This is a genomic window from Streptomyces sp. bgisy027, from assembly GCF_057710365.1.
Genome location: NZ_JBYIVZ010000035.1, coordinates 1 through 24,561, shown reverse-complemented (window position 1 = coordinate 24,561; position 24,561 = coordinate 1). Strand labels below are relative to the sequence as shown.

Here is a 24,561-nt window from a genome sequence, read left to right as displayed (position 1 = left end):
CTCCGTCCCAGGGACATGAGCGGCCGCAGGGGCCGCCTGGCAGAGGAGGAGGGCGACCATGGACCGCAGGCAGATGCAGCAGGAGCTGGCCGACGCACGAGAGTTGTTGAACCAGGCGTCCATGGCGCGGCTGGCGTACAACGGACTCGACGGCCTGCCGCGCGTCATCCCGATCGGCATCTTCTGGACCGGCGAGGAGATCGTCATGTCCACCGCGGCCACGGCGCCCAAGGTAAAGGCGCTGTCGGCCCGCCCCGAGGTCGCACTGACCATCGACGCCGGCGACAGCCCGGGCTCGGCCAAGGCGCTGTCGGTGCGCGGTGTGGTTCACCTGACCATCGTCGACGGGGTGGTGCCGGAGTACCTCGCGGCCGCGAGGAAGAATTTCGACGCCGAATACGCGGCCGAGTTCGAGCGGAACTGCCGGGCCATGTACGACCGGATGGCGCGTATCGCCCTCGAGCCGCAGTGGGCGAGGTTCTACGACTTCGGTGCCGGCCGAATGCCGCAGTTCCTCGCCGAACTCGCCGAACTCGCCGAGAAGATGAGCTGACGTCCCGCCTCGGACATGGCGCGCGGTCCCGGCCGCACCGCTTCGGACTCCGGCGGTGAAGATCTGCTCGACCAGCCGCTCGGCCGTCCCCGGCGCCTTCGGCCGCGACAGGGTGATCAGCCACTCGCGTACGACACCATGTCGGTGAACATACGCGGAGTTTCCTCAGGTGCTGGGATCTGCGCGGGGGACCCAGCCGTTGGCGGCTCCGGTGTGGATCAGGTCCTGTGCGTATTGCCAGAGGTCTGCGGAGGCGTCCTTGATCACGGACTTGCGGGCGAGCACGTCCTTCTCGGTGACGCCAGGGGTGCGCCAAGTCCCGCCTCGGTTTCCGTAATTGAGCAGCAGGGGCTGGAGCCGGTCCATGGCCTTGGCGAATCGCGCCTCGGGTGTGCTGCGTTCTTCGAACTCGTCCGACAGGGACCGGAAATGGTCCCGTTGGTCGGCGGGCAGGAGTGCGAAGAGCTTGTCCGCCGCCTGTTGTTCCCGTGCTTCCTGGTCGGCGGCAGCTTCGGTGTCGTACAGGAAGGTGTCTCCGGCGTAGATCTCCACCAGGTCGTGGAGGACGACGAGGGCGAGGACCTTGCTTGTGTCGATGGGTTCGTCCGCGTATTCGGCGAGTACCAGGGTCATCAGGGCGAGGTGCCAGGAGTGCTCGGCGTCGTTCTCTTTGCGGTTCGCGGCCAGCAGCGGGCTCTGCCGGAAAATGTCCTTGAGCCGGTCCACCTCGATGATGAACTCGATCTGGCGGCGCAGTCTGTCGGGGGTGCCGTCGGGCTGCTGGACCGATTCGGCGAGCAGGGGGGCGTCGTCGTGGGGCATGGCAGGCTCCTTGAGAGGTTCATGCGTGCACTGTTCAGAGGTTGAAATATTGCAGTAGGACGCTGGCCGTGAGGACCAACGTCGTCACCCACAGAGCGGGATGCGGTCGTCGGCGGCTGAGTACGCTCGCGGCCGTGCACACGATGAAGGCCGCGGCCATGGCCTGGTCGATCGCGAGGGTGACGATCGTGACACCCACGGCAGTCGCTGTGACGGCCAGGCCCAGGCGATCCGCTCCACCTGAGCGGGGCGCGGCGAGCATCTTGACCGCCACGAAGACCAGAGCACCGGTGGTGGCTTCGACGGGGACGTGGGCCAGGAGCGGGCCTAGAAACAGGCAGGAGAACAGAAGCAGTCCGGTGACGATCGCCATGATCCCGGTGCGGGCGCCGGCTCGGATGCCGACCGCGCTCTCCACGAAGGCCACGAAGCTGGAGGATCCGGCTGCGGATCCGGCCACGGTGGCGCCGGCGTCGACGAGGAGCGCCTGACGCATACCGGGCACCTGTCCGTTGCCGTCCTGCAGGGGGGTGTGCGCCGACAGGCCCACCACCTTCGCGATGCTGCCGAAGAAGTCGAGGGCGAAGAGCACGAGGACGATGCTCCAAGCCCTCGGGTCGGTGATGACGGTGAGGTCGAAGCGGAGTAGTGCGGCGCCGCTGCCGTGGACGCCGTCGTGGACGGCGTCGGTGCGGATGCCCGCGAACGCGCAGTACAGCGCGGCGGCTGCGATGCCTCCCAGGACCGCCGCGGCACGGGCGCCCACGGCGTCCAGGGCCAGGGCGACGGTGAGGCCGATGTAGAGGGCGATGGCAGGTGGTCCCGTCCAGTCGCCCAGGCCGGACAGCCGCCCGTCGGACGTGGTGACGAGGTGGGCGATCTGCAGGCCGATGAGTCCGATGAACATGCCGACCGCGGCGGCGAGTCCCGAACGCATCTGCGGGGGGATCGCGTTGATCACGGCCTCGCGCAGCCGCAGCAGGGACACCGCGAGCATCGCGATGCCGGACCAGAACACCATTCCCAGTGCCTCGGGCCAGGTGTAGGCGAGGGTACCGACCACGGAGAAGGCGATCATCGCGTTCATCTCCATGCCGGGTGCCACGGCGAAGGGGAGCCGTGCCCATAGCCCATGGTGATGGTGGCGAGGCCGCCGACTGCTGCTGTCGCGAAGAAGGCGGCGGCGTGGGGGATGCCTCCCTGGCTGAGGATCGCCGGGTTGACGACGACGATGTAGGAGAGGGCCAGGAACGTCGATATCCCGGCGGAGATCTCGCGGCGCCAGGTTGAGCCCCTCGCGCTCAGGGAGAAGTACCGGTCGACGGCTCCGTGGCCGGAGATGGGGTTGTGTGAGACCGGCTTCGGCCTGAGTCCTGGGCGGTCAGGCGCGGTCACGTCGTTGTCCGCGTGGCGGAAAGGCGGGGGTTACGGGGCTAATGGTGTCTCCGACATCGCCCAGCAGTACCTGGTCGGGTGCGTCAGGTTCCACGGCGTAGAACTTTCCGTTCAGTGCCCCGGACACGTGACCGACGTGGAGGGTCAGCGACACCTTCAGCTGTTCGGCGTACCTCGCCAGGGCAAGTGCGCCTTGCCGGGTGGAGTGGCAGGTGAAGATCTCGACGTCGGCTCCCGGCCGGAGTGTCAGCTGCAGCATCGCCATGAGGGTCACCCCGCTGGCCACGACGCCGTCAACGATGACCAGCCGGTCTGCCTGCGAGGGCAGCCACTCGTCCACACCGACGAGCAGTCCCCCGGCCACCGGCATCCGCTTGGCATGCGGTGTCCACCCCCGTTTCTGGGGCAGGACGTCGAGGCGCTCGGCCAGGATGCGCCCCTCGCGCTCCGGCGCGATGACCGTTGTTCCTGCCACAGAGGCACTGTGCTGTGCCTGGACGGGAAGCATGCCGTAGATGTCGAGCAGCGCCTGTAGGTAGCGGCTGCGATCGGCCTCATGCTGTTCGGGAAGGTTGGCGACCGCGGTGACGGTGGACATCCGCTCGATCACTACCGGATCGTTGGTGGACGCGATCCGCATGCTGTCCGACAGGGCGCCGGGGGCGTGCAGCGACTCCAGTAGTTGGGGGTCGAAGTGGACGAGGTGGCTGAAGTATGTGTCGTGTTCCTTCTCGAAGTCGTCCACCGTCTGCCGGGCCTGGGCACTGCTCGTCAGCCCTCCCCCGACGCGGGAACGTCCTCGGCCAGCCGGAAGCCCATCGCATACAGCGAGCGCGGGTAGGGGCCGTGCCGGCGCTGACACCTGGCCAGATCACGGAACCGGTTGAAGGATCCGCCCCGGGCGATGCGGTAGGCGCCGAGCCTCACGTACAGGTCGTCGTGCACCACTTCCCCGCCCGGGTACGGTCCGTAGGTGCTGCTGGTGTACTCCTCGACGTTGCCCGCCATGTCCAAGGCCCCGCACCATGACCGGCCCTCGGGGAAGACCCCGACCGGGCTGGTCATGAGAAGGCCGGTCTCCAGTGTGTTGGCCGCCTGGGCGCTCCAGCTGTCGCCCCAGGGATGACGCAGCCCCGCCAGCCCTGCCGCGGCGTACTCCCATTCCTGCTCGGTGGGCAGACGAAAGCGGCGGCCGGTGCGACGGCTGAGCCAGTTCGCGTAGGCGTCGGCGCTTTGCGCCGTGACCGCATCAACTTCGGCCTGCTCCAGACCCCTTGGCGGGCCCAGGCCATCAGAGAACTCGTTCGCGCCGTCACCCGTGTGCTTCCCAGCACGGCGGTGCCGACCTGGGTCATGGGCAGCCACGACGACCCGAGGGTGGCCTCACGAGTCGGAACAGCACAAGCCCCCAACGCCATGATGCTGCTCCTCACCCTGCCTGGCACAGCCATCCTGTACAACGGCGATGAACTCGGTTTACCAAACGCGGACATCACTCCCGAAGACATCCGGGACCCCTGGGGACTGAGAGCCCCCGGACTGAGCCGCGATCCCGCACGCTCTCCCATGCCTTGGAACGACGGCCCGACAGCGGGGTTCACCAAGCCAGGCGTAAGTCCCTGGCTTCCCCTGACGCTTCCCCCCGGAGGCACCGCAGTAGCGCAGGAAGATGATCCCCGATCCTTGCTCCGGCTCACACGGGCGCTGCTGGATCTGCGCCGCAACCAACCGGCACTCGGACCCGGCGTGATCGAATTCCTCGACAGCCCCACCGAAGTGTTGGCCTATACGCGCTCCAGACGGCCAGGGACCGAAAGCCTCCTGATCACGCTCAACTTGATTGATCGCACGGTTCCTATCGACCAGATCCTCGGTGGCCGTGACTGGGGGCGGTCCCTTTCCACTTGCCCCGCGGCCTCCGCGAGCGGCGACTCGCTGGTGCTGGCCCCCAACGAGGGGGTGATCTGGAGGCCGAAGTAGCTACTTGACGAGGCCCAGAAGGCCCAGCAGTCCACTGTCTCTGGGACGTGGCCGGTCAATCACGCTGTGGATCTTCAGTGCGTGGTTGCGTCAACCTCAACTGCACGACCCGTACGACGCCGTTCCATCCCTGCCAGGTGGGAGTCGGCGGACGTTCCTGACGGCTCTGTCCTGCTCTCGCAGACGAAGAACCTGCCAGTCACTCTCCAGCGCAGCACCTTTCGGATCGGACACAAGCGGCGCTGCCGACAGGCAGCGATGACATCGGGATCTTGTGGAATCTCCACAAGGCGGCAGGGAGGCGACGCCGTCCCGCCGCAACGTCTTACTCGACCGCCAGCCAGGTCAGCATCGGTCCGGGCGCCATCGAACCTGCAAACGCCTACGAAAGCGCCGAAGCCGGGAAAAGAGCTCCTCACCCCAGCATGACGGGGCGTCAGCAAAGTCAGCACTAGGTCAGCAAGAGTCCTGCCACAGCCGCCCACAGGCAGCCACACTGTGGAATCGCCAACCGCACCGGCCGGAGTCAGCCAGCTGTTCAGACGCCTCCCGGCAAGCAGGTGGAAGACAGCGAGAACGACCCGACCGCCCTCCGCCCCACGACCACCAACGCTGACGCATTTCCGCAGGTCAGCGCACCCTTCCCCGCGGCTTCAACGGCACCGGCGGCAGTTCCGGTGCGGGCAGTGGAGCACCGTCGTACCCCTTCACCTCGCCGAACCGAGAGCCCCGCATCCAGTCCTCGCGGGCCTGCTCGATCTCCGCCTGGGTGCGGCCGATCCAGTTCCAGAACATGATCAGCTCCTCCTCGAACGGCTCGCCGCCGAGGAGCATCAGGTCGGCGTCCGACTCCGCGCGCAGCGGCAGTTCGGTGCGGCCGCAGCCGAGGTAGAGCATGGAGCCGGGCAGTACGGGCACGCCGTCGACGTGGGCCTCGCCGGACATGGACAGGACGGCGTACTCGAAGTCCGGTTCCAGCGGGAGGCGTACGTCGGCGCCGCGGGTCAGGGCCAGGTCCGCGCCGACGATCGGCGTGTATGTCGTGCCGGGCGAGGTCGCCCCGTCGAGGCTGCCGAGGATCAGCGTGGCGCTCAGGCCCGGCGCCGTGACGGCCGGCAGTTCGCCGTGGTGTTCGAAGTGTGGGTCCGTGTGCCGGTGGCTGTCCGGGAGGGCGACCCAGAGCTGTGCGCCGTGCAGGAAGCGGGCGTGCGACTTCGGGCTCTCCTCGGAGTGGCTGATCGCCCGGCCGGAGGTCATCAGGCCCAGCTCCCGCGGTCGGATCGTCTGGAGGCTGCCCGTGGAGTCGCGATGCAGCACCTCGCCCTCGTGCAGCCAGCTCACCGTCTGAAGGCCCATGTGCGGGTGCGGCGGCACCTGCATGCCGGGCTCTTCGGCGATGTCGTCGGGACCGTAGTGATCGACGAAGCACCAGGCGCCGACCATGCGACGGCCCAGGTTGGGCAGCAGGCGACGGACTTCGGTGGATTCGCCGAGCTTGACGCGGCGAGGGCTGAGAAGTTCGCGTACGGGCTCCGCCACGACGAAGCCGCGGCCGCCGCAGACGGCGGGCACCGCTTCGCGATCAAGATTGCTCATGAGGCCCAACCTAGCCCTGCCGGGGCCACCTCGTCAGTCCGTAACCCGGGGCTGGCTCGATGCGTTCGCGAAATAGTAGCCATGGATATAATCGCCATGTACTGTATTCGTCATGAGCAAGGGTTCCGAGAACGTCTCACCCGGGTTTCTGGTGTGGCGCCTGTCCACGAAGTGGCGGGTCGCGGTCGACCGGGCCGTCACCCCACTGGGGCTCACCCACGCGCAGTACGCGCTGGTGGCCTCGCTCCACGGCATGCAGCACCGCGGAGAACGCCCCAGTCAGCGGCGCCTCGCCGACCACACGGGCCTGGAACCGCTGTACGTCTCCAAGCTGGCGCGCTCCCTGGAGTCGGCCGGCCTCCTCGAACGCACCCGGGACCCCCGCGACCCGCGCGCCGTACAGCTGGCGCTGACCGAACAGGGGCAGGAGCGGACCCGGCAGGCGATCGAGGTCGTCCAGGGGCTCCTGCAGCAACTGCTGGCACCGCTCGGCGGGCTGGGCAGCGCGCGCACGCGGGAGTTCACCCGTGAGTTGACGACCCTGCTCGACGTACCGCTTGACCCGTTCGTGAACGACAGCGAGTCCGACGGCAACCAGCCCTGAGACAGCGAGTCCAACGACCGAAAGTCCGACAAGGAGCAGTCATGACGACCACCACTCCCCTGGTCGACCCCCGGGTCATAGCCCTGGCCCACTACGCCGGCCGCGCGCTGCTCGAGAACGTGCTGGCCCGCCACGGTTCGACCTTCCAGCAGTCCGTCACGCTCCGGCTCGTCGCCGTGGCCGAGGGGCCCGTCGAGCGCGACACCCTCGTCGCCGGCGTCGTCGGCGCGCTGAAGATCGACGCGGCCCAGGCCCACTCCGTGGTCGACGAGCTGATCGCGGCGGAGCTGCTGGCGGACCAGGAGCCGTCCGCGGTTCGGATCACGGAGGCCGGACGGGAGCGCCACACGAGCACGTCCGCCGCGACCGCTCCCATCACCGCCCGTATCTACGACGGCATCCCGAAGGAGGACCTGGCCGCCGCCGGACGGGTGCTGACCCTCATCACGGAGCGCGCCGACGCCGAGTTCGCCGCCATGACCGCGACCGCCGCCAAGTAGTGGAATATTGAACCACTGACCTTCGTTGAGCGCGACGAAGGAGGTCAGAGTGGAGACGATGTACTACGACCACGGAACACCGGCCGAGCGCTGGGAGCGCGCGCAGCTGTTCTTCGACGCCAAGGACTACGCGGGTGCCGCGCGCGTCCTCGGCAGGCTGGTCGAGGAGGTGCCGGAGCAGACGGGTCCGCGGCTGCTGCTGGCGCGTGCCTACTACCACTCGGCCCAACTGCGGCGCGCGGAGACCGAGTTGCGCGTCATCGTAGAGCGCGACCCCGTCGAGCAGTACGCCCGGCTGATGCTGGGCCGCACCCTCCAGCGTCAGGGGCGGCATGAGGAGGCGGAGCCGCACATGCGCCTCGCTTCCGCGCTGACCGGCGACTTCGGCGAGGACTGAATACGCGCGACGCGAGGGGCCCGGTTCCCCCAGGAACCGGGCCCCTCGCCATGCGTTCGAGCTAGCTCGCGCCGGTCGGCGTCCGCTTGCCCCGGCGATGGGAGATCTCGCCGAGCACGACGTCCACGGCGAGGAAGGCCGCCAGCGAGATGCCGAGCAGCGGCACGAAGTAGCCGATGACCGCGACGACCGCCACCAGCGGGACCAGGATCTGCGGCGGCACCTGCTGCCAGGCGCCGCGCGGGACGGGCCGGCCGAAGGCGGAGTCACGGCCGCGCTGCCACCACATGCGGTAGCCCCACACGATCAGCAGGATCAGAGCCAGCGTGAGCGCCATCAGGAGGATCTGGTTGACCAGGCCGAACAGGACCCCGGTGTGCAGGTCGATGCCCCAGCGGGTCAGCTTGGCGAGCACCGGGTAGTCGGCGAACCGCAGCACGTCGGTCACCTCACCGGTCGCCGGGTCGATCGCGACCGAGTCCTGCTTCGTCGGCCAGCTGCGCTGCACCTGCTTCACGACATACGCGGAGGAGGCGTCGGCGGGCGGTACGATCTCGACCGGGTCGCCGAGGCCCTCGGCGCGCGCGGTGGCCAGGACCTTGTCGAGGCCGACACCGTGGTCGCCGCTACCGCCCGCACCGGCGGCGCCGCCGTGACCCCCGTGCTCGCCGCCCACCGAGGCCGAGAGGGACGGGGTGGCCTGGCGCAGCGAGGTGCGCAGCTCGTCGATGTTGGCGCCCGCGTAGGTCGACCAGGTCAGGCCGGTCGCCGACAGGAAGAGGAAGCCGAGGGCCGCCCAGACGCCGACGGTGCCGTGCAGGCCGAGCGTGCGGCGGCGGCCGCTGGTGCCGCGCACCTTGCGCAGGGCGCGGCGGCGGGAGAACCACAGCACCAGGCCGCCGGCCGCGATCACCCACAGCCAGCCGGCCGCCAACTCGCTGTAGAGACGGCCTGTTTCACCGAGGTGGAGGTCGCGGTGGAACTCGTCGATCCAGGTGCGCAGCGGCAACGCGCCGGTCGAGCCGTACTGTTCGAGTGCGCCGCGCACCTCGGCGGTGTACGGGTCGACGAACACGGCCAGCGCGTGGTCGGGGTCGATGCCCTCGACCCCGGACAGCATGACCCGGGTGGACTCGTCGTCGGCCGGGGAGGGCCGCACCGCGGAGATCGTGCCCTCGGGGTGGGCCTTGCGCGCGGCGGCGACCTGCTCGGATACCGGCAGTTTCGTGTCGCCCACGGGGACGTTCATCTCGTGGGAGTAGACGAGCTTCTCGGCCTGGAAGGCCCCGGCGTACAGGAATCCGGTGGTCGCTGCGACGAGGAGGAACGGCGCGACGAGAATTCCGGCGTAGAAGTGCAGACGCAGGACCAGCGGGCGCAGGGGCGCCCATCTGCGGGGCGACGACGCCGGGGCGCCGGGTGGGGACGCCTCCGCCTCGGTGGTGGTGGGAGCGGTGGACATCGGCGGCTTCTCCGGGGAGTGGGGAGTTTCTCTGCTGTGGCGGTCCAGTAGTCGGAGCGCGGGACCGCCGAGTTCCCGGCATCTCAAGTGACGTACGCCACAAGGAAGTCCGCCCGTCGCGGGCGCGCCGTGGCATTCTGGCGCGATGGCACTTCCGAACCATCGCGCACCGCTCGCCGAGCAGGTCGAGCAGCTCCTGGCCGCTGAGGGCCCGTTGCCCATCGTGGCGGCCGGCGACCCGGTGCTGCGGCGCCCCACCGAGCGCTTCGACGGTCAGCTTGAACCGGCGCTGCTCGCCCGCTTCGTGGAGTCCCTGCGGATCACGATGCACGCGGCGCCGGGCGTCGGCGTCGCCGCACCGCAGGTGGGCGTGTCGCTGCGGATCGCGGTGATCGAGGATCCGGCACCGGTGCCAGAGGAGGTACGGCTGCTGCGCGGGCGGGTGCCGCAGCCGTTCCGGGTGCTGGTGAACCCGTCGTACGAAGGAGTCGGCGACGGGCGTGCCGCGTTCTTCGAGGGCTGTCTGAGCGTCCCGGGCTATCAGGCGGTGGTGGCCCGGCACGCCGAGGTGCGGCTGACCGGCGAGGACGAGCACGGGCACGCCGTCGACGAGGTGTTCTCGGGGTGGCCCGCCCGCATCGTGCAGCACGAGACGGACCACCTCGACGGAGTGCTCTATCTGGACCGGGCCGAACTGCACTCCCTGTCGTCCGATCAGGCGATGGCGGAGCACTGGGCCCAGCCGGCCCCGGACGGGGCGGCCAGGGCCCTCGGCTTCACGCTGCCGGAGTGAGCCCCGGCCGGGCCGGCGCGCGCGTCAGTTGTCGCGGTACGACTCCAGCAGCCGCAGCCACACCTCGCTGATCGTCGGATACGACGGGACCGCGTGCCAGAGCCTGCTGATCGGCACCTGGCCGGCGACCGCGATCGTCGCCGAGTGGATGAGCTCGCCGACGCCGGGGCCGACGAAGGTCACGCCGCGGAGGATCTCCCGCTCCAGGTCGACGACCATGCGGGCGCGGCCCCGGTAGTCGTCGCCGTACAGCGAGGCGCCCGCGACCGAGCCGAGGTCGTAGTCGACGGCGCGCACCCGGTGGCCGGCCTGCTCGGCCTCCGCCAGGGACAGACCGACGGCGGCGGCCTCCGGATCGGTGAACACGACCTGGGGCACGGCGCCGTGGTCGGCGGTGGCGGCGTGGGCGCTCCACGGGTCCGAGTCGAGCAGGGACACGCCGGAGGCACGGGCGGCGATGGCCGCGCCCGCGATACGGGCCTGGTACTTGCCCTGGTGGGTGAGGAGCGCGCGGTGGTTCACGTCGCCGACCGCGTACAGCCACTCGCTGCCGGTGACGCGCAGGCTGTCGTCGACCTCCAGCCAGGAGCCGGGCTCCAGGCCGATGGTGTCCAGGCCGATGTCGTCGGTGCGCGGGGCGCGGCCGGTGGCGAAGAGGATCTCGTCGGCCTCGATGCGGTCGCCGCTGTCGGTGACGGCCACGACGGTGCCGTTGTCCCTGGTCACCGAGGTGACCGAGGTGCCGGTGCGGACGTCCACGCCCGCCTCGGTGAGCGCCTCGGCGACCATTTCGCCGGCGAAGGGCTCCATACGGTTCAACAGGCCCTTGCCGCGCACGAGGAGCGTGACCCGGGAGCCGAGGGCGTGCCATGCGGTGGCCATCTCGGTGGCGACCACTCCCCCGCCGATCACGATGAGCCGTCCGGGCACGGTCTGCGAACTGGTGGCCTCGCGGCTGGTCCAGGGCTTGACCTCGTCGAGTCCCGGCAGGTCGGGCAGGACGGCCCGGCTGCCGGTGGACACGGCGACGGCGTGCCGGGCGGTCAGGACGTGCCGGGCGCCGTCCGCGCCGGTCACCTCCACCGTCCGGGGTCCGGCGAGGCGGCCGTGGCCGCGGTAGAAGTCGGCGCCGATACCGGTCAGCCACCGGACCTGGCCGTCGTCGTTCCAGTCCCCGGTGAAGGCGTTGCGCCGGGCGAGGACAGCGGCCGCGTCCAGGGGGCCCTGCACGGCCTGGGAGAGACCCGGGAGCCTGCGGGCGTCGGCCTGGGCGAGGCCGGGGCGCAGGAGGGCCTTGCTGGGCATGCAGGCCCAGTACGAGCATTCGCCGCCGACGAGCTCGCTCTCCACGACCGCGGTGGACAGACCGGCCGCACGGGTGCGGTCCGCGACGTTCTCCCCCACAGGCCCTGCACCGAGCACCACGACGTCGTAAGCGATGGAATCCGTTTCCGTCATGGGGTCAGTCTTACGGGTGGTGTGCGGCGTGGCCACACGGGTACGCGCGCGGAATACGTGACCGTACGGTCGTGTTGTCGCCGACGGCTTCGCCCCCGACACCAGGAAGAGGGAAATACGCCATGAGCAGCACCGTGGAGCTCACCAAGGAGAACTTCGACCAGACGGTCACGGACAACGAGTTCGTTCTGATCGACTTCTGGGCGTCCTGGTGCGGGCCCTGCCGTCAGTTCGCCCCCGTGTACGAGAAGGCGGCCGAGGAGAACCCGGACCTCGTGTTCGGCAAGGTCGACACCGAGGCGCAGCCGGAGCTGGCCGCCGCCTTCGGTATCCAGTCGATCCCGACGCTGATGATCGTGCGTGACCGTGTCGCCGTGTTCGCGCAGCCCGGTGCCCTGCCCGAGGCCGCCCTCACGGACGTCATCGGGCAGGCCCGTGGGCTCGACATGGACGAGGTCCGCAAGGCCGTCGCCGCCCAGCAGGCGCAGGCGCAGCAGGACGGCCAGTAGGAACCCGCAGGGACCGGATCCGGAAGGCGGCCTCGCGGGGCCCGGCCTAGAAGGGGTACGGCGCCACGTCGCCGCGCACTGTCGTCCAGCGCACGTCGGTGAACGCCTCCAGGTTGGCCTCGCCGCCGAACCGGGCGCCGGTCCCGGAGGCGGCGACGCCTCCGAAGGGGGCGACGGCTTCGTCGTTCACGGTCTGGTCGTTGATGTGCACGATGCCGGTCGGGATCCGTTCGGCCAGGTCGAGGCCCCGGGCGGTGTCCCGGGTGACGATGCCCAGAGAGAGGCCGTAGGCACTCGCCGCCGCGAGGGCCGCGGCCTCGTCGGCTGTCGCGAAGGAACGGACCGGCGCGACCGGGCCGAAGACCTCCTCGGCGTACGCGGGCGTCTCGTCGTCCGTCCCGGCGAGCACGGTCGGCCGGTAGAAGAGCTGCTCGTGGGTGCCGCCGGCGGCCAGCTTGGCGCCCCGTGAGGTGCTCGCCTCGACCAGTGCGTGCACCTTGTTCAGCTGGCCGGAGTCGATGAGCGGGCCGAGGTGGACCTCGGCCCGGTGCGGGTCGCCGACGGCGAGGGAGTCCGCCTTGGCGGCGAGCCGCTCGACGTACTCCTCGTACAGCGACCGGTGGACGAGATGGCGGCCGGTCGTCATGCAGATCTGGCCCTGGTGGAAGAAGGAGCCCCAGGCGGCGGTGGAGATCACGGCGTCCAGGTCGGCGTCCTCCAGCACGATCAGGGCCGAGTTGCCGCCGAGTTCCAGGTGCGCGCGCTTGAGATGGCGCCCGGCGGCCTCGCCGACAGCGCGCCCGGCGGCCGTGGAGCCGGTGAAGGAGAGGACCGGCACGCGCGGGTCCGCGACCAGCGCCTGACCCGCCTCCGGGCCGCCCGGCAGCACATGCAGCAGCCCCTCGGGCAGACCGGCCTCAGCGAAGACCGCGGCGAGCGACAGACCGCCGCAGACCGCTGTTCGCGGATCCGGCTTCAGCACCACGGCGTTGCCCAGCGCGAGGGCCGGGGCGACGGAGCGGATGGAGAGGATCAGCGGGGCGTTGAACGGCGCGATGACGCCGACGACGCCGACGGGGACCCGGCGTGTGTACGACAGCCGGGGTGCCTCGCTGGGCAGGACGTGCCCGGCGGGGCGGGAGGCGAGGGCGGCGGCCTCGTAGCACTCCTGGGCGGCGACGTGCAGCTCGAAGTCGGCCTTGCCGGGGATGGAGCCTGACTCCCGGACGAGCCATCCACGCAGTTCGTCGGCGTGCGCGGTGAACAGGTCGCCGGCCTTGCGCAGCACCGCGGCCCGGACGAAGTGCGGGACACGGGCCCACTCCGACCGTGCGGCACGGGCGGCCTGGGCCGCGGTGCCGATGTCCTCGGCGGTGGCCAGGGTGACGGTGCCGAGCCTGTCGCCCGTGGCGGGCTCGGTGACGGCGTACTCACCTCCCGACAGGGAGGGGGACTGCCAGGTGCTGGGGTCGAGCAACGGCATGGCGACTCTCCGTTCGATCACCGGCGGGACTCACAACGGGAGCGGAAGTCCCGAGTAGTTCACCGCCAGTTCGGCGGCGGCGTGGCGGGATGCGGTGATCCGGCGCAGACGCGCGAGCTGCATCCGGTGGTCGAACGCATCCCCGTCTGGTTGAGCGTGCAACATCCTAGTCATGTCGTCCGAGAAACGGGTGGCCTGCCACACCCGCTGAAGGCACAACTCCGAGTATCGGTCCAGGGGTTGTGTGTTCCCTGTGCGGTGCAGCTCGATGAGCGCGCGGGCCAGCACCCTGACGTCCGCCACGGCGAGGTTGAGGCCCTTGGCGCCCGTCGGCGGGACGATGTGCGCGGCGTCCCCGGCGAGCAGCAGGCGGCCGTGCCGCATCGGTTCGTGGACGTAACTGCGCATCGAGGTCACCGACTTGGCGGTGACGGGGCCGCGCTCCAGAGTCCAGTCGCCGTCGATCGCGAAGCGGGCGGCGAGTTCGTCCCAGATGCGCTCATCGGGCCAGTCGTCGGGGGCGGTGCCGTTGGGGACCTGGAGGTAGAGCCGGGAGACCGACGGTGAGCGCATGCTGTGCAGCGCGAAGCCGCGTTCACCGCGTGCGTAGATCAACTCGTCGCCGGACGGGGCGACTTCGGCCATGATGCCGAGCCAGGAGTACGGGTACTCGTGCGCGTAACTGCGGCCGGCCCCGGTCGGGAAGGCGTCGCGGGCGATGCCGTGGAAGCCGTCGCAGCCGGCGATCCAGTCGCAGGTCAGCGTGTGCTCGCGGCCCTCGTGCACGAACCGCACGGCGGGCGTGGCGCTGTCCGGTTCCTCGACGGCGAGCGCCTCCGCCTCGAACAACAGCGGTGGCCCGTCCGCGAGTTGCAGGGCGACGAGGTCCTTCACGATCTCGGTCTGCGCGTAGATCGTCACCGTACGGCCGCCGGTCAGGGCCGGGAAGTCGATGTGGTGGCGTTCCCGGTCGAAGCGCAGCTCGATGCCCTGGTGCACCAGGCCCTCGGCCGTCAGCCGCTCGGCGGCGCCGGCCTCGCGCAGCGCGTCGACCGTGCCCTGCTCCAGCATGCCGGCCCGCTGGCGCGCCTCGACGTACGCGCGGGTCCTGGCCTCCAGGACCACGCAGTCGATGCCCGCGCGGTGCAGCAGCCGGGCCAGGAGCAGCCCGGCGGGGCCGCCGCCGATGATGCCGACCGTCGTGCGCATTCCACGCCTCCCTGAGTTCGACGGTACGTCGGCCGGACCGGTCAGGGCCTGCTGGAGCCCGGGGCGCGGGCGGGATGCCCCGGCGAGGGCCCTGCGGCCTCAGCTGGACTCGCGGTGCACCACCGTCGCCCCCAGCACCTTGTGCGTCCCGGGCGCGGCACCGGGGTCGCGCACCGCGCGGTCGACCAGCTCCGCGAGGTCCCGGCCGGACGGCAGCTCGATGTGGACGGTGCTCAGCCTGGGCCGCAGCAGCCGTCCGAGCATCAGGTCGTCGGCGCCGATGACGGCGGTGTCGGCGGGGACGCGGACGCCCTCGTCCTGCAGGGCGCGGGTCAGCAGCATCGCGTACTCGTCGTTGTAGGCGAACACGGCGTCCAGGCCGAGGTCGCGCCAGCGGGCGGCGAGCCGCGCCGCGGACCCCTCCGCGTAGGCGAGGGGGAGCTCGGTGAGGGTGGCGCCGGTGCCGTACAGGGCGCGGCGCACGCCTTGCAGACGGGGTGCCGAGAAGGACTCCAGGCCCTCCTCCTCGGGCACGACGACGCCGATACGGCGCCTGCCGCGATCGTGCAGATGACGGGCCGCGCAGTGACCCACGGCCTCGTGGTCCATGAGCAGGGCGTGTGCCCCGTCGACGGACTCGGGGCCGAGGGTGACCACGGCCCGGGCGCCGGAGCGCTTGAGGACCGTCACGCCCTTCGGGCCGAGGCCGGCGCCCGACACCAGGACGGCGACGGGCCGCAGCTCCGCCCAGGCGCGGGCGGCCTCGTCGCCGTGCAGGCCGACGCTGCCGTGCTGGACGACGGTGTAGTCGAGGCGGCCGAGGGCCAGCTGGAGGTCGCCGAGGAAGCGGCTGTACAGGGAGCCGACGGGGAAGCCGGGCGCGGGCATCAGGACCATACGGCTGTGCCCGGCGCGCAGGCTGCGGGCCGCGGCGTGCGGGACGTAGCCGAGTTCCTTGGCGGCCTCGTGGACGCGGCGGCGGGTGGGCTCGCTGATGCGGACGGCACTGGTGTTGTTGAGGACGTAGGAGACGGTCGCGCGCGAGACGCCGGCCAGGCGGGCCACATCGGCGCTCGTGGGTACCGAGCGCTGTGCGGGGGAAGCGGGCGCGGGCGTTTTCGGTATCTGCACCATGACGTACGGCATCTTTGCAGAACCTGTGCGCGGGGTTCCGATTAGGGTCCGTGGCCGCCCTGTTGAGGTGTTCCGGGGACCCCCGGAACGTTCACACCTGTGTGCGTGTCACCCGGTCCACGAGGTCGAGCCAGCCCGTCTCCAGCCGGTCCATGGGCATACCGCACTGCCTGGTCAGGTGGTGTATCAGGGCGGGGTCGAGGTACGCCAGCAGGGTCTGGGCGAGGAGGTCGCAGTCGGCCTCCGGCTGTATCTGCCGCAGCAGCACCGTGACGTGGGTGTGCAGTGCCGTGACCGAGGGGTGGCTGAACCTGCGGGTCGGCTCGGGCTGGGCCGCCAGCTGCAGGTCCAGCTGCTCCGCCGAGCGGTGGAGCACGGCCACGCCGAACGCGCGCAGCCGGTCGACCGGGGGCGCCCCGGGGCCCAGCGGCGGAGGTCCGCCCAGGAAGTCGCCCTGGAGCTTGCGCGCGGAGTGGTCCAGCAGCGCCGTGAGCAGGCCGGTGCGGTCGCCGAAGCGACGGAAGACGGTCCCCTTGCCGACGCCGGCCGCGGCCGCCACCGCCTCCATGGTGACGCCGGCCGCGCCGTGCTCGGCGATCAGCTCGGAGGCGGCCTCCAGCAACCGGGCGCGGTTGCGTGCCGCGTCGGCGCGCAGGCAGGGCTCGTCGGCGGCGGAACCGACCTCCAGCAACCGGGGCGCGCCGTCGGGCTCCTCGGGCTTCGGGAAGGGGGACAGGGCGGCGGACATGAAGCCAGCGTAAAGCATCGGGAATGAAACTGGACCGCGGTCCGGTTAGGGTGCTAGAAACGTAAGCGGACCTCGGTCCGGTTCATTACGGCAGTGTTTCATCCCCCCTGGAGTTCGCATGTCTGTTCGCATCCTCGCGCTCGTCGGCAGCCTTCGCGCCGGTTCGCACAACCGTCAGCTGGCCGAGGCGGCCGTCAAGCTCGCTCCCGAGGGCGCCGAGGTCGTGCTCTTCGAGGGCCTCGCCGACATCCCCTTCTACAACGAGGACATCGACGTCGAGGGCGGGGTCCCGGCCGCCGCCGCGAAGCTGCGTGAGGCCGCGCAGGCGTCCGACGCGTTCCTGCTGTTCTCCCCCGAGTACAACGGCACGATCCCGGCCGTCCTGAAGAACGCCATCGACTGGCTGTCCCGCCCGTACGGCTCCGGCGCCTTCGGCGGCAAGCCGGTCGCCGTGGTCGGCACCGCCTTCGGCCAGTTCGGCGGCGTGTGGGCGCAGGACGAGACCCGCAAGGCCGTGGGCATCGCCGGCGGCAAGGTGCTCGAGGACGTCAAGCTGTCCATCCCCGGCTCGGTGACCCGATTCGCCGAGACCCACCCGGCCGACGACGCCGAGGTCGCGGCCCAGCTGACCGAGGTCATCGCGCGCGTCCACGGCCACGCGGGCGAGGCCGTCGCCGCCTGACCCCGCCACGGGTCACCACGAAGGGCCGGAGCCTTGCGCTCCGGCCCTTTCCCGTGCCTCAGGCCACCGCCTTCGGTGCCAGTTCGCGCAGTTCCGCCAGGGCCGCCGCCACCGCGGGCCGGGCGTGCCCGCCGCCCCGGGTGCAGGTCAGCAGTTTGCGGTGCGGGTCGCCCGTACAGCGGACCCGGGTGATCGGCAGGTGGGGCGTGAGCTGGGCGAGTCGCGGGACGAGAGCGACGCCGAGCCCGTGGGCGATGAGGTGGGCCATGACGTTCCAGTCCCTCGCGTGATGGACGATGTCCGGTGTGAAGCCGGCCGCGCCGCACGCCGACAGCACATGCGGCCGACAGGGGCTGTCCGGCACCGGCGCGATCCAGTCCTCGCGCGCCGCCTCCGCGAGGTCGACGCGGTCCCGTCCGGCGAGCGGATGATCCTCGGGGACGACCAGGTCGAACGGGTCGTCCAGAAGCGGCTGCTGGTCGAAGCGGTCGTCGCTGAGGGGCGGGTTGTAGATGGTCGCCTCGACGACGGCCAGGTCGGCCTCCCCCTCGAAGAGCAGGTCGAAGCCGGTCGGCGCCTCCGCCTCCCGGATCCGGACGGTGAGCCCCGGGTGCCGTTCGCGCAGCCGGGACGCCATGGGCGCGAGCAGCATCGAGACGGCCACCGGGAAACCGCTCACGCGCAACAGCCCCGCCGGCGCGCCACGGTCGGCCCGCAGATCCAGCTCGGCCTGCTCCCAGCGCGCCTGGATCGCGTCGGCGTGCGCCAGCAGGCTCTCGGCCGCCGAGGTGAGGCGCACCCCGCGGCCCTGCGGCTCCAGCAGGTCGACGCCCAGTTCCCGGGCCAGTTGCCGGATCTGTTGGGAGGCGGCGGACGTTGTGAAGTGCAGGGCGCTGGCGGCCGCGGTGACCGTGCCGTAGTGCGCCACGGCTCTCAGTACGTGCAGTCGGCGCAGGTCAATCATGAAGCCCACGCTTCAAGGTCAGGTCCACAAAGTCAACCTGGACGTGTACGAAGGCTCATCGCACGCTTGATGGTGTCGCGACGGTCGATCAGCCACACGACGAACGAGGAGTCACCATGACCAGCACGACCGGCACCGTCTGCCCGCACTGCGGATGGCCCGACGGTGCCGAGCCCTTCCGGATCATCTCCCGGCACAACACGGCGGCGGGCAGCACGATGTGGACACGGTGCGGCTGCGGGTCGCTGCAGGTCCGGGTCGTCGACGCCCGCGGGATGCGGATCGTCTCCCGCAGCCGCCCCGCCGACGCGGACACCCCTCGGTCGAGCACACCGTGCGGGTAGCCGCCGGGGTTCAGTCGAGCCCGGCCAGCCGCTGTACGGCGGGAGCCGCGAAGTTCTCGATGAACGCCGCCGGCTCCCCCGTACGAGGGCCGAGGATCACCGTGTCGATGCCGAGCTCGGTGTAGCCCGCGATCTCCCGGGTGAAGGCGTCGAGGTCGCCCTTCATCGCGGCCTCGCCCGAGTGGACGACGGTCTTGCGGATCTCGTCGTAGTCGCGCCCCTCGGTGTCGCAGTGGCCGCGCAGCACGTCGAGCTTGTGCCCGACCTCCTCCGGCGAGGTCATGAACAGGTTGCACGCGTCGCCGTACCGGGCCACCAGCCGCAGCGTCTTCTTCTCCCCGCCCCCGCCGATCATGATCTCGGGGTGCGGGGTGCTGACCGGCGCCGGGATGCCGAGGGTCTCGGCGAGCCGGTAATGCCTGCCCTCGAACAGGCCGTTCGTCGCCGGGTCCCACATCTGCAGGCAGATCCGCAGGGTCTCCTCCAGCCGCTCGAACCGCTCGGCGACCGGCGGGAACGGCACACCGAGGCCCGCGTGCTCCCGGTCGTACCAGGCGGCGCCGATGCCGAGGGTGGCGCGGCCGCCGGAGAGCACGTCGAGCGTGGTGGCGATCTTGGCGAGCAGACCGGGGTGACGGTACGTCACCCCGGTCACCAGCGCGCCGAGGCGGACCGTGGAGGTGTGCCCGGCGAGGAAGCCCAGGGTCGTGTAGGCCTCCAGCATGGGGTCCTCGGCGCGGTCGTTGAACTCCATCTGGAAGTAGTGGTCCATCACCGACAGCCAGCTCACGCCCGCCGCCTCGGCTGCGGCACCCGCGGCGGCGAGTTCGGCGCCGAGCGCGGGACCTCCTCCGGGATGGTCGAACCGGTTGATGTGCACGCCGACCCGCATGTCCTGTCTCCGTTCGCCCGGTTCCTGCCCCGTCCCTGACGACGCTAGGACTTGGAGCGCTCTCGAAGTCAAGCCCGGTCGGCCAACTGGTCGCCGAGTCCGGTGCGCCGGTAGAGCACACGCCGCCCGTCCCGGGCCCGGGTGACCAGCCCCGTCGCGTGCAGCACCTTCAGATGCTGGGAGACCGCGCTGGGCGTGACGCCGAGGCGGCGGGCGAGTTCGACCGTGGGCAGCGGTTCGGCGAGGAGGCGCAGCACGGTGGTCCGGGGAGCACCGAGCAGGGCGGTGAGCGCGGAGGCGTCGGGGTCGGGCCGTGGTTCCCACAAGGTGGCGGCGCCCCGGCCGGGGTAGGCGAGCATCGGCGGCTCGTCGGCGCTGACCGGGGGCGCGGGCTTGTGGGCGAAGAGGGAGGGCACCAGGCGCAGTCCCCGCCCGGATCCGTCCACCTCGTGCCGGCCGATCATCTGCCCGACGCGCAGCACTCCGTCTCGCCAGCGCACGTTGCGGTGCAGGTCGGAGAAGAGGAGCTGGGCGCCGCCGGTGGCCAGCTGCCGGGCACGGTGGGTGATGTCTGCCTCCAGCACCAGCCGCATCCTCGGCCAGTGCGGTCCGATGGCCAACTCCCAGTAGCGCAGGAGCAGTTCGGACAGTTCCTCCAGCAGATCCGTCACCGGCCCGTCGCCGGGTGCGGTGATCTGCCGCAGTGCGTCGGGCAGGGGGTGCGGGGCGTGGGTGGCGAGCAGGTCGCGCCGCATGAGTTCGGGTGGCGTCGCCCGTACGACGGCGAGCTGGTCCTCCAGCGCGGGTGCGAAGGTCGTCGGGCGCGGGGTGAGGAAGTCGGGCAGGACCAGGGTCTGTCCGACCAGGGCTCGCAGCAGCCGCGCGTCGGCGGGGTCGAGGCGGTCGAGCACCGCGCGGCGCCACGGGGTGTGCAGGGGGAAGAGGGCGGGGGCGCGCAGGGCTCGCAGGCTGCCCATGACCTCGCGCAGCGGCGAGATCGCGAACCGGGTGTCCGCGAGGTCGTCGACGTCGAGCAGGAAGCTGATCATTAAGCCCCGGGCTACATCCTTTGGCAACGGACCGTCGCCGACGTGGACTTCGGTGCATGACGGATCTCAACCACCGGCAGACTACCTCCGCGGTCGCGCTGCTCGCCTTCGCCTGCGGAGTCGCCGTGGGCAATGTCTACTTCCCGCAGGCGATCGGCCCGTTGGTGGCCTCCGGCCTCGGTGTCTCCCCCGACACGGCGACCACGGTGGTGACGGCGACCCAGTTCGGCTACGCGGCCGGCATCTACCTGCTCGTCCCGCTCGGCGACCGGCTGCGGCCCCGCCGGCTGCTCGTCGCCCTGCTCACCCTGACCGGTGCCGGCCTGCTCGCGGCGTCCGCCGCGCAGGCGCTGATGCCGCTCCTCGCCGCGAGCGTCCTGGTCGGCACGGCGACGGTGATCGCCCCGCTCGCCGGCCCGCTGGCGGCCGGCCTGGTGCCCGCCGAGCGGCAGGGCGTGGTCGGCGGCACCCTGCTCAGCGGCTGCCTCGCCGGCATGCTGCTGTCCCGCGCGCTCGGCGGCGCCCTCGGCGACTGGCTCGGCTGGCGGGCACCGTACGTCGTGGCCGCCGCGCTCTCCCTGACGGTCGCCGTGCTGCTGGCCCGCATGCTGCCGTCCCCGGAGCCGTCCACCGCGGAGCCCTACCCGGCGCTGCTCGCCGCACCGCTGCGCCTGCTGCGCACCGAGCCCGAGTTGCGCCGCTCGGGCCTGTACCAGGCCATGGTGTTCGCCGGGTTCTCCGCCGTGTGGACGGGCGTGGCGCTGCTGCTCACGGGCCCGGCGTACGGCCTCGACGCGACGGCGGCCGGGCTGCTGGCCCTGGTCAACGCGGCGACGATGGTGTGCACGCCGGTCGCGGGGCGGCTGGTGGACCGCCACGGTCCGGACCGCGTCACCCTTGTGTGCCTGCTCATGGTCGGCGCGGCGGCGCCGGTCCTGGCCCTCGGCGTCGTCGGCGGCCTACCGGGGTTCGGCGCGCTGGTCGTCGGCACGCTGCTGCTCGATGTCGGCATGCAGTCCGGCCAAGTGGCGAACCTGGTCCGGATCTACGGCCTCGGCACCGATGTCCGCGCCCGCTTGAGCACCGCGTACATGACCTGCGCCTACCTCGGCGGCACCGCGGGCTCGTGGCTGGGGGCGCGTGCCTACGGCGGCTTCGGGTGGCTCGGCGTGTGCGCGCTGGTCGCCGCGTTGACGGCAGTGGCGCTGGGACGCCATCTGCTCGTACGGGTTCGGCGGATGCCCGCTCCCGTCTCCTCGAAGCGCACGGGCCGGTCGCCGTCACGACCGCGCGGACGAGCACACCGAAGCCGGGCGAGAAGGAGGTGCTGAGCCGGTCATGTCCTGGCAAGCTCCCGGTCACGGGTGTGCCACCCGCCGGGCGGCGGGCAGCTTCCGCCGTCCGGCGGCCCCCGCGGGCGGGGCCGGTGCGCGGATGCTGACCGCAGAGCCGCGAGGCACGTGAGTGCCCCCTGTGTGAGGAGTAGCCATGACCCAGGCCCCACCCCCGTTCGATCCCGAGCTGGCCGCCGCGCTGGAACTCATCAAGGACGTGATCTCACCCGGCCTGACGATGGACGAGATAGCCGAGGTCCGTCAGGGTGCGGGAATCCAGTTGCTGGCCGAGCTGGACCTGACGATGGACGGGTACTTCGAGGTCGAGGACCGAGCGGTGCCGGGTCCCGTCGGCGCGCCGGAGATCTCGTTGCTGATCTGCCGGCCGGCCGCGCCCGTGGACGCGGGACCGCGGCCCGTGATCTACCACGTGCACGGCGGCGGGATGATCATCGGCAACAACCGTGTCGGCGTGGACGCTCCCCTGGCCTGGGCGAAGGAGCTGGACGCGGTGGTGGTGTCGGTGGAGTACCGGCTGGCGCCCGAGCATCCGCATCCGGCGCCGGTCGAGGACGTGTACGCCGGGCTGGAGTGGACGGCGGCGCACGCGGGCGAGTTCGGTGGTGACGCGGGGCGGATCGTGGTGGCGGGGGCCAGTGCGGGTGGGGGGCTCTCGGCCGCGCTGGCGTTGCTCGCGCGGGACCGCAAGGGGCCCGAGCTGATCGGGCAGATGCTGATGTGCCCGATGCTGGACGACCGCAACGACAGTCCGTCCACGTATCAGATGGCGGGGCTCGGTGTGTGGGACCGGACGGCGAACGAGACCGGGTGGACTGCGCTGCTCGGGGAGCGGCGAGGTGGGCCCGAGGTGCCCGCGTACGCTGCGCCGGCTCGGGCCGGGGATCTGTCCGGGTTGCCGCCGGCGTTTCTGGATGTCGGTTCGGCGGAGACGTTCCGGGACGAGGTCGTGGCGTATGCGTCGCGGATCTGGCAGGCGGGGGGCGTGGCGGAGCTTCATGTGTGGCCCGGGGGGTTCCACGGGTTTGACGGGTTCGCTCCGCAGGCGGCGGTGTCCCGGGCGTGTCGAGGGGCGCATGTGGGGTGGCTGCGGCGGTTGTTGGGGCGGTGACCCGGGGGATGGGCCGGGTTGGGTGGTTGTGCGGGTCTCGTGCGGCTGGTCGCACAGGGTCTCGTGCGGCTGGTCGCGCAGGGTCTCGTGCGGCTGGTCGCACAGGGTCTCGTGCGGCTGGTCGCGCAGGGTCTCGTGCGGCTGGTCGCGCAGTTCCCCGCGCCCCTTGAGGTGCCGGGCCGTGCCTGCTCGTCCGCCGGGTTCTGTCGTTGGGTGGGTGCGGGCTGTATGTGGCTGGTCGCGCAGTTCCCCGCGCCGCTTCAGGTCGCCGGCGGGCTCGGCGTTCTGAGCGTTCCAGGGCATCGGCCTCCCCTGTTTTCCGTCTCATGGCGCACCATGGGGCCCATGAAAGAGCTGGCCGGGCGTTTGACTGCGCTTGATCCGGATGCGGGGGCCGCTGTTCGGGTCATTGCCTACTTTGATCGGCTTGCCGAGGGGCGGGCCGGGCTGGAGGCGTTGGTGCGTGGCGCTGCCGTGCTGGCGGGGGTGCCCGCGCGGCTGGTGGATGTGGAGCGGCGGGTGCGTGTCCGGGTCGAGGCGGACGGGACGCGCCGGGAGAGCGAGGCGGCGGCCGACCCCGCGTGGCCGTCGGTCGCGCTGACGCCGGGCGGTGCCACCGGTCTGTGGCTGGAGCGGGCCGGGCAGGCGGAGCCGAGCGTCGTGGACGCGGTGATCCTGGAGCGGGCCGCGGGGGTCATCCGAGTGGTTCTCGATCGGACCCGCGGACGGGCGCCCGCCGACGATCCGGCATTGGTCGAGACCGTCCTCGACGCCTCGGCGCCGGAAGCGGCACGGCTGCACGCGGCACGGGGGCTGGGGCTCGACCCCGCCGCCCCGGCCCGCGTCCTGGCCCCGCTTGCCGGCCGCCCCGTGGTCGTTCCCGCGCACCCCGACGCCGTGCCGCCGGTCGGCCGTGTCGGCGTCGGACCCGCGGTTCCGGTGCTCGAACTGCCCCGCTCCTGGTCCGAGGCCCGCGTCGCCCTGCGGTTCTCGGCCGAGGGCACCGCCCAGGACCCCGGCCCCGGTGTCGTCCACGCCGACGCGCTGGGCGGTATCGCGCTCCTCGCCGACCTCGTCGTAGCGGGCGCCGAGCCGCCACCCGACGTACAGGCCCTGGAGGCGGCCTCGGCGGCGGCGCCCTGGCTGCTCGGGACACTGCACGCGGTCGCCTCGACGGTGAGCCTGCGGGCGGCGGCGGCCGAGATCAACGTCCACCACTCCACGCTCCAGGAACGGCTGGCGCACGCCGAGCACCTGCTGGGCTGGCCACTGCGCACACCGCAAGGCCGGTTCAGGCTGGGCCTGGCGCTGGCGATGCGGCACCTCGCACGGGGCTAGCCGCGCCGGAGGGCAGCAACGGAGTTCTCCACAACCCCTCCAAGCGCTCCAATCCCCGCAAGCACTGCAAGCACCGCAAGCACCGCGATCCTTGCAACCGCGCTCTACACGCAATCGCTGGAAATTTCGCAGATGCCCTATCCTGAAGGTCATTCACATCGGACGAAGGACACCGGCGCCATGACC

General features: G+C 71.4%; 27 protein-coding genes and 1 pseudogene. 13 read left to right on the top strand and 15 right to left on the bottom strand.

All coding sequences use genetic code 11. The features are described from left to right. Positions 1–58: 58 nt before the first annotated feature. Positions 59–553, top strand: a complete 495-nt coding sequence (locus AC3ETA_RS30960) for a pyridoxamine 5'-phosphate oxidase family protein (RefSeq protein ID WP_432196189.1) — start codon at positions 59–61, stop codon at positions 551–553. Positions 554–718: 165 nt separating this feature from the next. Here the strand turns inward: AC3ETA_RS30960 and AC3ETA_RS30955 are convergent, their stop codons facing one another. Genes AC3ETA_RS30955 through AC3ETA_RS30935 form a run of 5 tightly spaced genes read right to left on the bottom strand, consistent with a single transcriptional unit; the run spans position 719 to position 4,135 of the window. Further along, a complete protein-coding gene (locus AC3ETA_RS30955; RefSeq protein ID WP_432196188.1) occupies positions 719–1,375 on the bottom strand; it encodes an HD domain-containing protein in 657 nt (218 codons plus the stop codon). Between the two features lie 34 nt (positions 1,376–1,409). Then, positions 1,410–2,453 carry a solute carrier family 23 protein gene (locus tag AC3ETA_RS30950; protein WP_488187651.1) on the bottom strand — a complete coding sequence of 348 codons (1,044 nt, stop codon included), beginning with the start codon at positions 2,451–2,453 and terminating at the stop codon, positions 1,410–1,412. A 5-nt stretch (positions 2,454–2,458) separates the two neighbouring features. Further along, complete coding sequence (locus AC3ETA_RS30945) at positions 2,459–2,770, bottom strand: hypothetical protein (protein WP_432196186.1); 312 nt, start codon at positions 2,768–2,770, stop codon at positions 2,459–2,461. Further along, complete coding sequence (locus AC3ETA_RS30940) at positions 2,757–3,515, bottom strand: hypothetical protein (RefSeq protein WP_432196185.1); 759 nt, start codon at positions 3,513–3,515, stop codon at positions 2,757–2,759. Before AC3ETA_RS30940 ends, AC3ETA_RS30945 begins: the two co-directional genes overlap by 14 nt. Positions 3,516–3,541: 26 nt before the next feature. Further along, positions 3,542–4,135 carry a formylglycine-generating enzyme family protein gene (locus AC3ETA_RS30935; protein WP_432196184.1) on the bottom strand — a complete coding sequence of 198 codons (594 nt, stop codon included), beginning with the start codon at positions 4,133–4,135 and terminating at the stop codon, positions 3,542–3,544. On the opposite strand from AC3ETA_RS30935, the pseudogene AC3ETA_RS30930 reads away from it, so the two are divergent. Both AC3ETA_RS30930 and AC3ETA_RS30925 read left to right on the top strand, forming a co-directional pair. After that, positions 4,091–4,447 (top strand): annotated as a pseudogene (locus AC3ETA_RS30930) (alpha-amylase family glycosyl hydrolase); the annotation flags it as partial. The gene AC3ETA_RS30935 and the pseudogene AC3ETA_RS30930 overlap by 45 nt on opposite strands. Before the next feature lie 6 nt (positions 4,448–4,453). Beyond that, positions 4,454–4,750 carry a DUF3459 domain-containing protein gene (locus AC3ETA_RS30925; protein ID WP_432196265.1) on the top strand — a complete coding sequence of 99 codons (297 nt, stop codon included), beginning with the start codon at positions 4,454–4,456 and terminating at the stop codon, positions 4,748–4,750. A 630-nt stretch (positions 4,751–5,380) separates the two neighbouring features. On the opposite strand, the gene AC3ETA_RS30920 is transcribed toward AC3ETA_RS30925, so the two are convergent. Continuing rightward, positions 5,381–6,346 (bottom strand): pirin family protein, encoded by a 966-nt coding sequence (locus AC3ETA_RS30920; RefSeq protein ID WP_432196183.1) that lies wholly within the window; start codon positions 6,344–6,346, stop codon positions 5,381–5,383. A gap of 112 nt (positions 6,347–6,458) precedes the next feature. Here AC3ETA_RS30920 and AC3ETA_RS30915 point away from each other — a divergent pair, with 112 nt between their 5' ends. From AC3ETA_RS30915 to AC3ETA_RS30905, 3 genes are read left to right on the top strand one after another with little or no spacing between them, the layout of a single operon-like run. After that, positions 6,459–6,950, top strand: coding sequence for a MarR family winged helix-turn-helix transcriptional regulator (locus tag AC3ETA_RS30915; RefSeq protein ID WP_432196182.1), 492 nt, complete (start codon positions 6,459–6,461; stop codon positions 6,948–6,950). A gap of 41 nt (positions 6,951–6,991) precedes the next feature. After that, positions 6,992–7,450 carry a MarR family transcriptional regulator gene (locus tag AC3ETA_RS30910; RefSeq protein WP_432196181.1) on the top strand — a complete coding sequence of 153 codons (459 nt, stop codon included), beginning with the start codon at positions 6,992–6,994 and terminating at the stop codon, positions 7,448–7,450. Between the two features lie 49 nt (positions 7,451–7,499). Then, positions 7,500–7,847, top strand: coding sequence for a tetratricopeptide repeat protein (locus tag AC3ETA_RS30905; protein ID WP_432196180.1), 348 nt, complete (start codon positions 7,500–7,502; stop codon positions 7,845–7,847). Between the two features lie 61 nt (positions 7,848–7,908). Here AC3ETA_RS30905 and AC3ETA_RS30900 read toward each other — a convergent pair whose 3' ends face one another. Further along, the gene (locus AC3ETA_RS30900; protein ID WP_432196179.1) at positions 7,909–9,309 is read right to left on the bottom strand and encodes a PepSY-associated TM helix domain-containing protein; all 1,401 of its coding nucleotides are present in this window, start codon (positions 9,307–9,309) and stop codon (positions 7,909–7,911) included. A 145-nt stretch (positions 9,310–9,454) separates the two neighbouring features. On the opposite strand from AC3ETA_RS30900, the gene AC3ETA_RS30895 reads away from it, so the two are divergent. Continuing rightward, a complete protein-coding gene (locus tag AC3ETA_RS30895) occupies positions 9,455–10,102 on the top strand; it encodes a peptide deformylase (RefSeq protein WP_432196178.1) in 648 nt (215 codons plus the stop codon). A 24-nt stretch (positions 10,103–10,126) separates the two neighbouring features. Here AC3ETA_RS30895 and AC3ETA_RS30890 read toward each other — a convergent pair whose 3' ends face one another. After that, positions 10,127–11,560, bottom strand: a complete 1,434-nt coding sequence (locus tag AC3ETA_RS30890) for a dihydrolipoyl dehydrogenase family protein (RefSeq protein WP_432196177.1) — start codon at positions 11,558–11,560, stop codon at positions 10,127–10,129. A 122-nt stretch (positions 11,561–11,682) separates the two neighbouring features. Here AC3ETA_RS30890 and trxA point away from each other — a divergent pair, with 122 nt between their 5' ends. After that, positions 11,683–12,069 carry a thioredoxin gene (gene trxA / locus AC3ETA_RS30885; RefSeq protein ID WP_432196176.1) on the top strand — a complete coding sequence of 129 codons (387 nt, stop codon included), beginning with the start codon at positions 11,683–11,685 and terminating at the stop codon, positions 12,067–12,069. A 46-nt stretch (positions 12,070–12,115) separates the two neighbouring features. On the opposite strand, the gene AC3ETA_RS30880 is transcribed toward trxA, so the two are convergent. From AC3ETA_RS30880 to AC3ETA_RS30865, 4 genes are all read right to left on the bottom strand, one after another. Then, the gene (locus AC3ETA_RS30880) at positions 12,116–13,552 is read right to left on the bottom strand and encodes an aldehyde dehydrogenase family protein (protein ID WP_432196175.1); all 1,437 of its coding nucleotides are present in this window, start codon (positions 13,550–13,552) and stop codon (positions 12,116–12,118) included. Positions 13,553–13,582: 30 nt separating this feature from the next. Next, positions 13,583–14,761 (bottom strand): 4-hydroxybenzoate 3-monooxygenase, encoded by a 1,179-nt coding sequence (locus tag AC3ETA_RS30875; RefSeq protein WP_432196174.1) that lies wholly within the window; start codon positions 14,759–14,761, stop codon positions 13,583–13,585. 99 nt (positions 14,762–14,860) lie between these two features. After that, positions 14,861–15,895 (bottom strand): LacI family DNA-binding transcriptional regulator, encoded by a 1,035-nt coding sequence (locus AC3ETA_RS30870; protein WP_432196173.1) that lies wholly within the window; start codon positions 15,893–15,895, stop codon positions 14,861–14,863. Positions 15,896–15,986: 91 nt separating this feature from the next. Continuing rightward, positions 15,987–16,661, bottom strand: coding sequence for a TetR/AcrR family transcriptional regulator (locus AC3ETA_RS30865; RefSeq protein ID WP_432196172.1), 675 nt, complete (start codon positions 16,659–16,661; stop codon positions 15,987–15,989). Between the two features lie 100 nt (positions 16,662–16,761). On the opposite strand from AC3ETA_RS30865, the gene AC3ETA_RS30860 reads away from it, so the two are divergent. Further along, a complete protein-coding gene (locus AC3ETA_RS30860) occupies positions 16,762–17,325 on the top strand; it encodes an NAD(P)H-dependent oxidoreductase (RefSeq protein ID WP_030960260.1) in 564 nt (187 codons plus the stop codon). Between the two features lie 58 nt (positions 17,326–17,383). On the opposite strand, the gene AC3ETA_RS30855 is transcribed toward AC3ETA_RS30860, so the two are convergent. Further along, entirely contained in the window at positions 17,384–18,289 is a 906-nt protein-coding gene (locus AC3ETA_RS30855) for a LysR family transcriptional regulator (RefSeq protein WP_432196264.1), read from the bottom strand. Positions 18,290–18,405: 116 nt separating this feature from the next. Here AC3ETA_RS30855 and AC3ETA_RS30850 point away from each other — a divergent pair, with 116 nt between their 5' ends. After that, entirely contained in the window at positions 18,406–18,633 is a 228-nt protein-coding gene (locus tag AC3ETA_RS30850) for a hypothetical protein (RefSeq protein WP_107908460.1), read from the top strand. A 10-nt stretch (positions 18,634–18,643) separates the two neighbouring features. On the opposite strand, the gene AC3ETA_RS30845 is transcribed toward AC3ETA_RS30850, so the two are convergent. After that, positions 18,644–19,525 carry an LLM class F420-dependent oxidoreductase gene (locus tag AC3ETA_RS30845; RefSeq protein ID WP_432196171.1) on the bottom strand — a complete coding sequence of 294 codons (882 nt, stop codon included), beginning with the start codon at positions 19,523–19,525 and terminating at the stop codon, positions 18,644–18,646. 68 nt (positions 19,526–19,593) lie between these two features. Beyond that, positions 19,594–20,574: an ArsR/SmtB family transcription factor gene (locus AC3ETA_RS30840; protein ID WP_432196170.1), complete on the bottom strand. Its 981-nt coding sequence runs from the start codon at positions 20,572–20,574 to the stop codon at positions 19,594–19,596. 56 nt (positions 20,575–20,630) lie between these two features. On the opposite strand from AC3ETA_RS30840, the gene AC3ETA_RS30835 reads away from it, so the two are divergent. From AC3ETA_RS30835 to AC3ETA_RS30825, 3 genes are all read left to right on the top strand, one after another. Then, positions 20,631–21,905: an MFS transporter gene (locus AC3ETA_RS30835; protein ID WP_432196169.1), complete on the top strand. Its 1,275-nt coding sequence runs from the start codon at positions 20,631–20,633 to the stop codon at positions 21,903–21,905. 157 nt (positions 21,906–22,062) lie between these two features. Beyond that, on the top strand, positions 22,063–23,037 hold the full coding sequence (locus AC3ETA_RS30830; protein ID WP_432196168.1) for an alpha/beta hydrolase: 975 nt from the start codon (positions 22,063–22,065) through the stop codon (positions 23,035–23,037). A gap of 345 nt (positions 23,038–23,382) precedes the next feature. Beyond that, the gene (locus tag AC3ETA_RS30825) at positions 23,383–24,375 is read left to right on the top strand and encodes a helix-turn-helix domain-containing protein (protein ID WP_432196167.1); all 993 of its coding nucleotides are present in this window, start codon (positions 23,383–23,385) and stop codon (positions 24,373–24,375) included. Positions 24,376–24,561 lie beyond the last annotated feature (186 nt).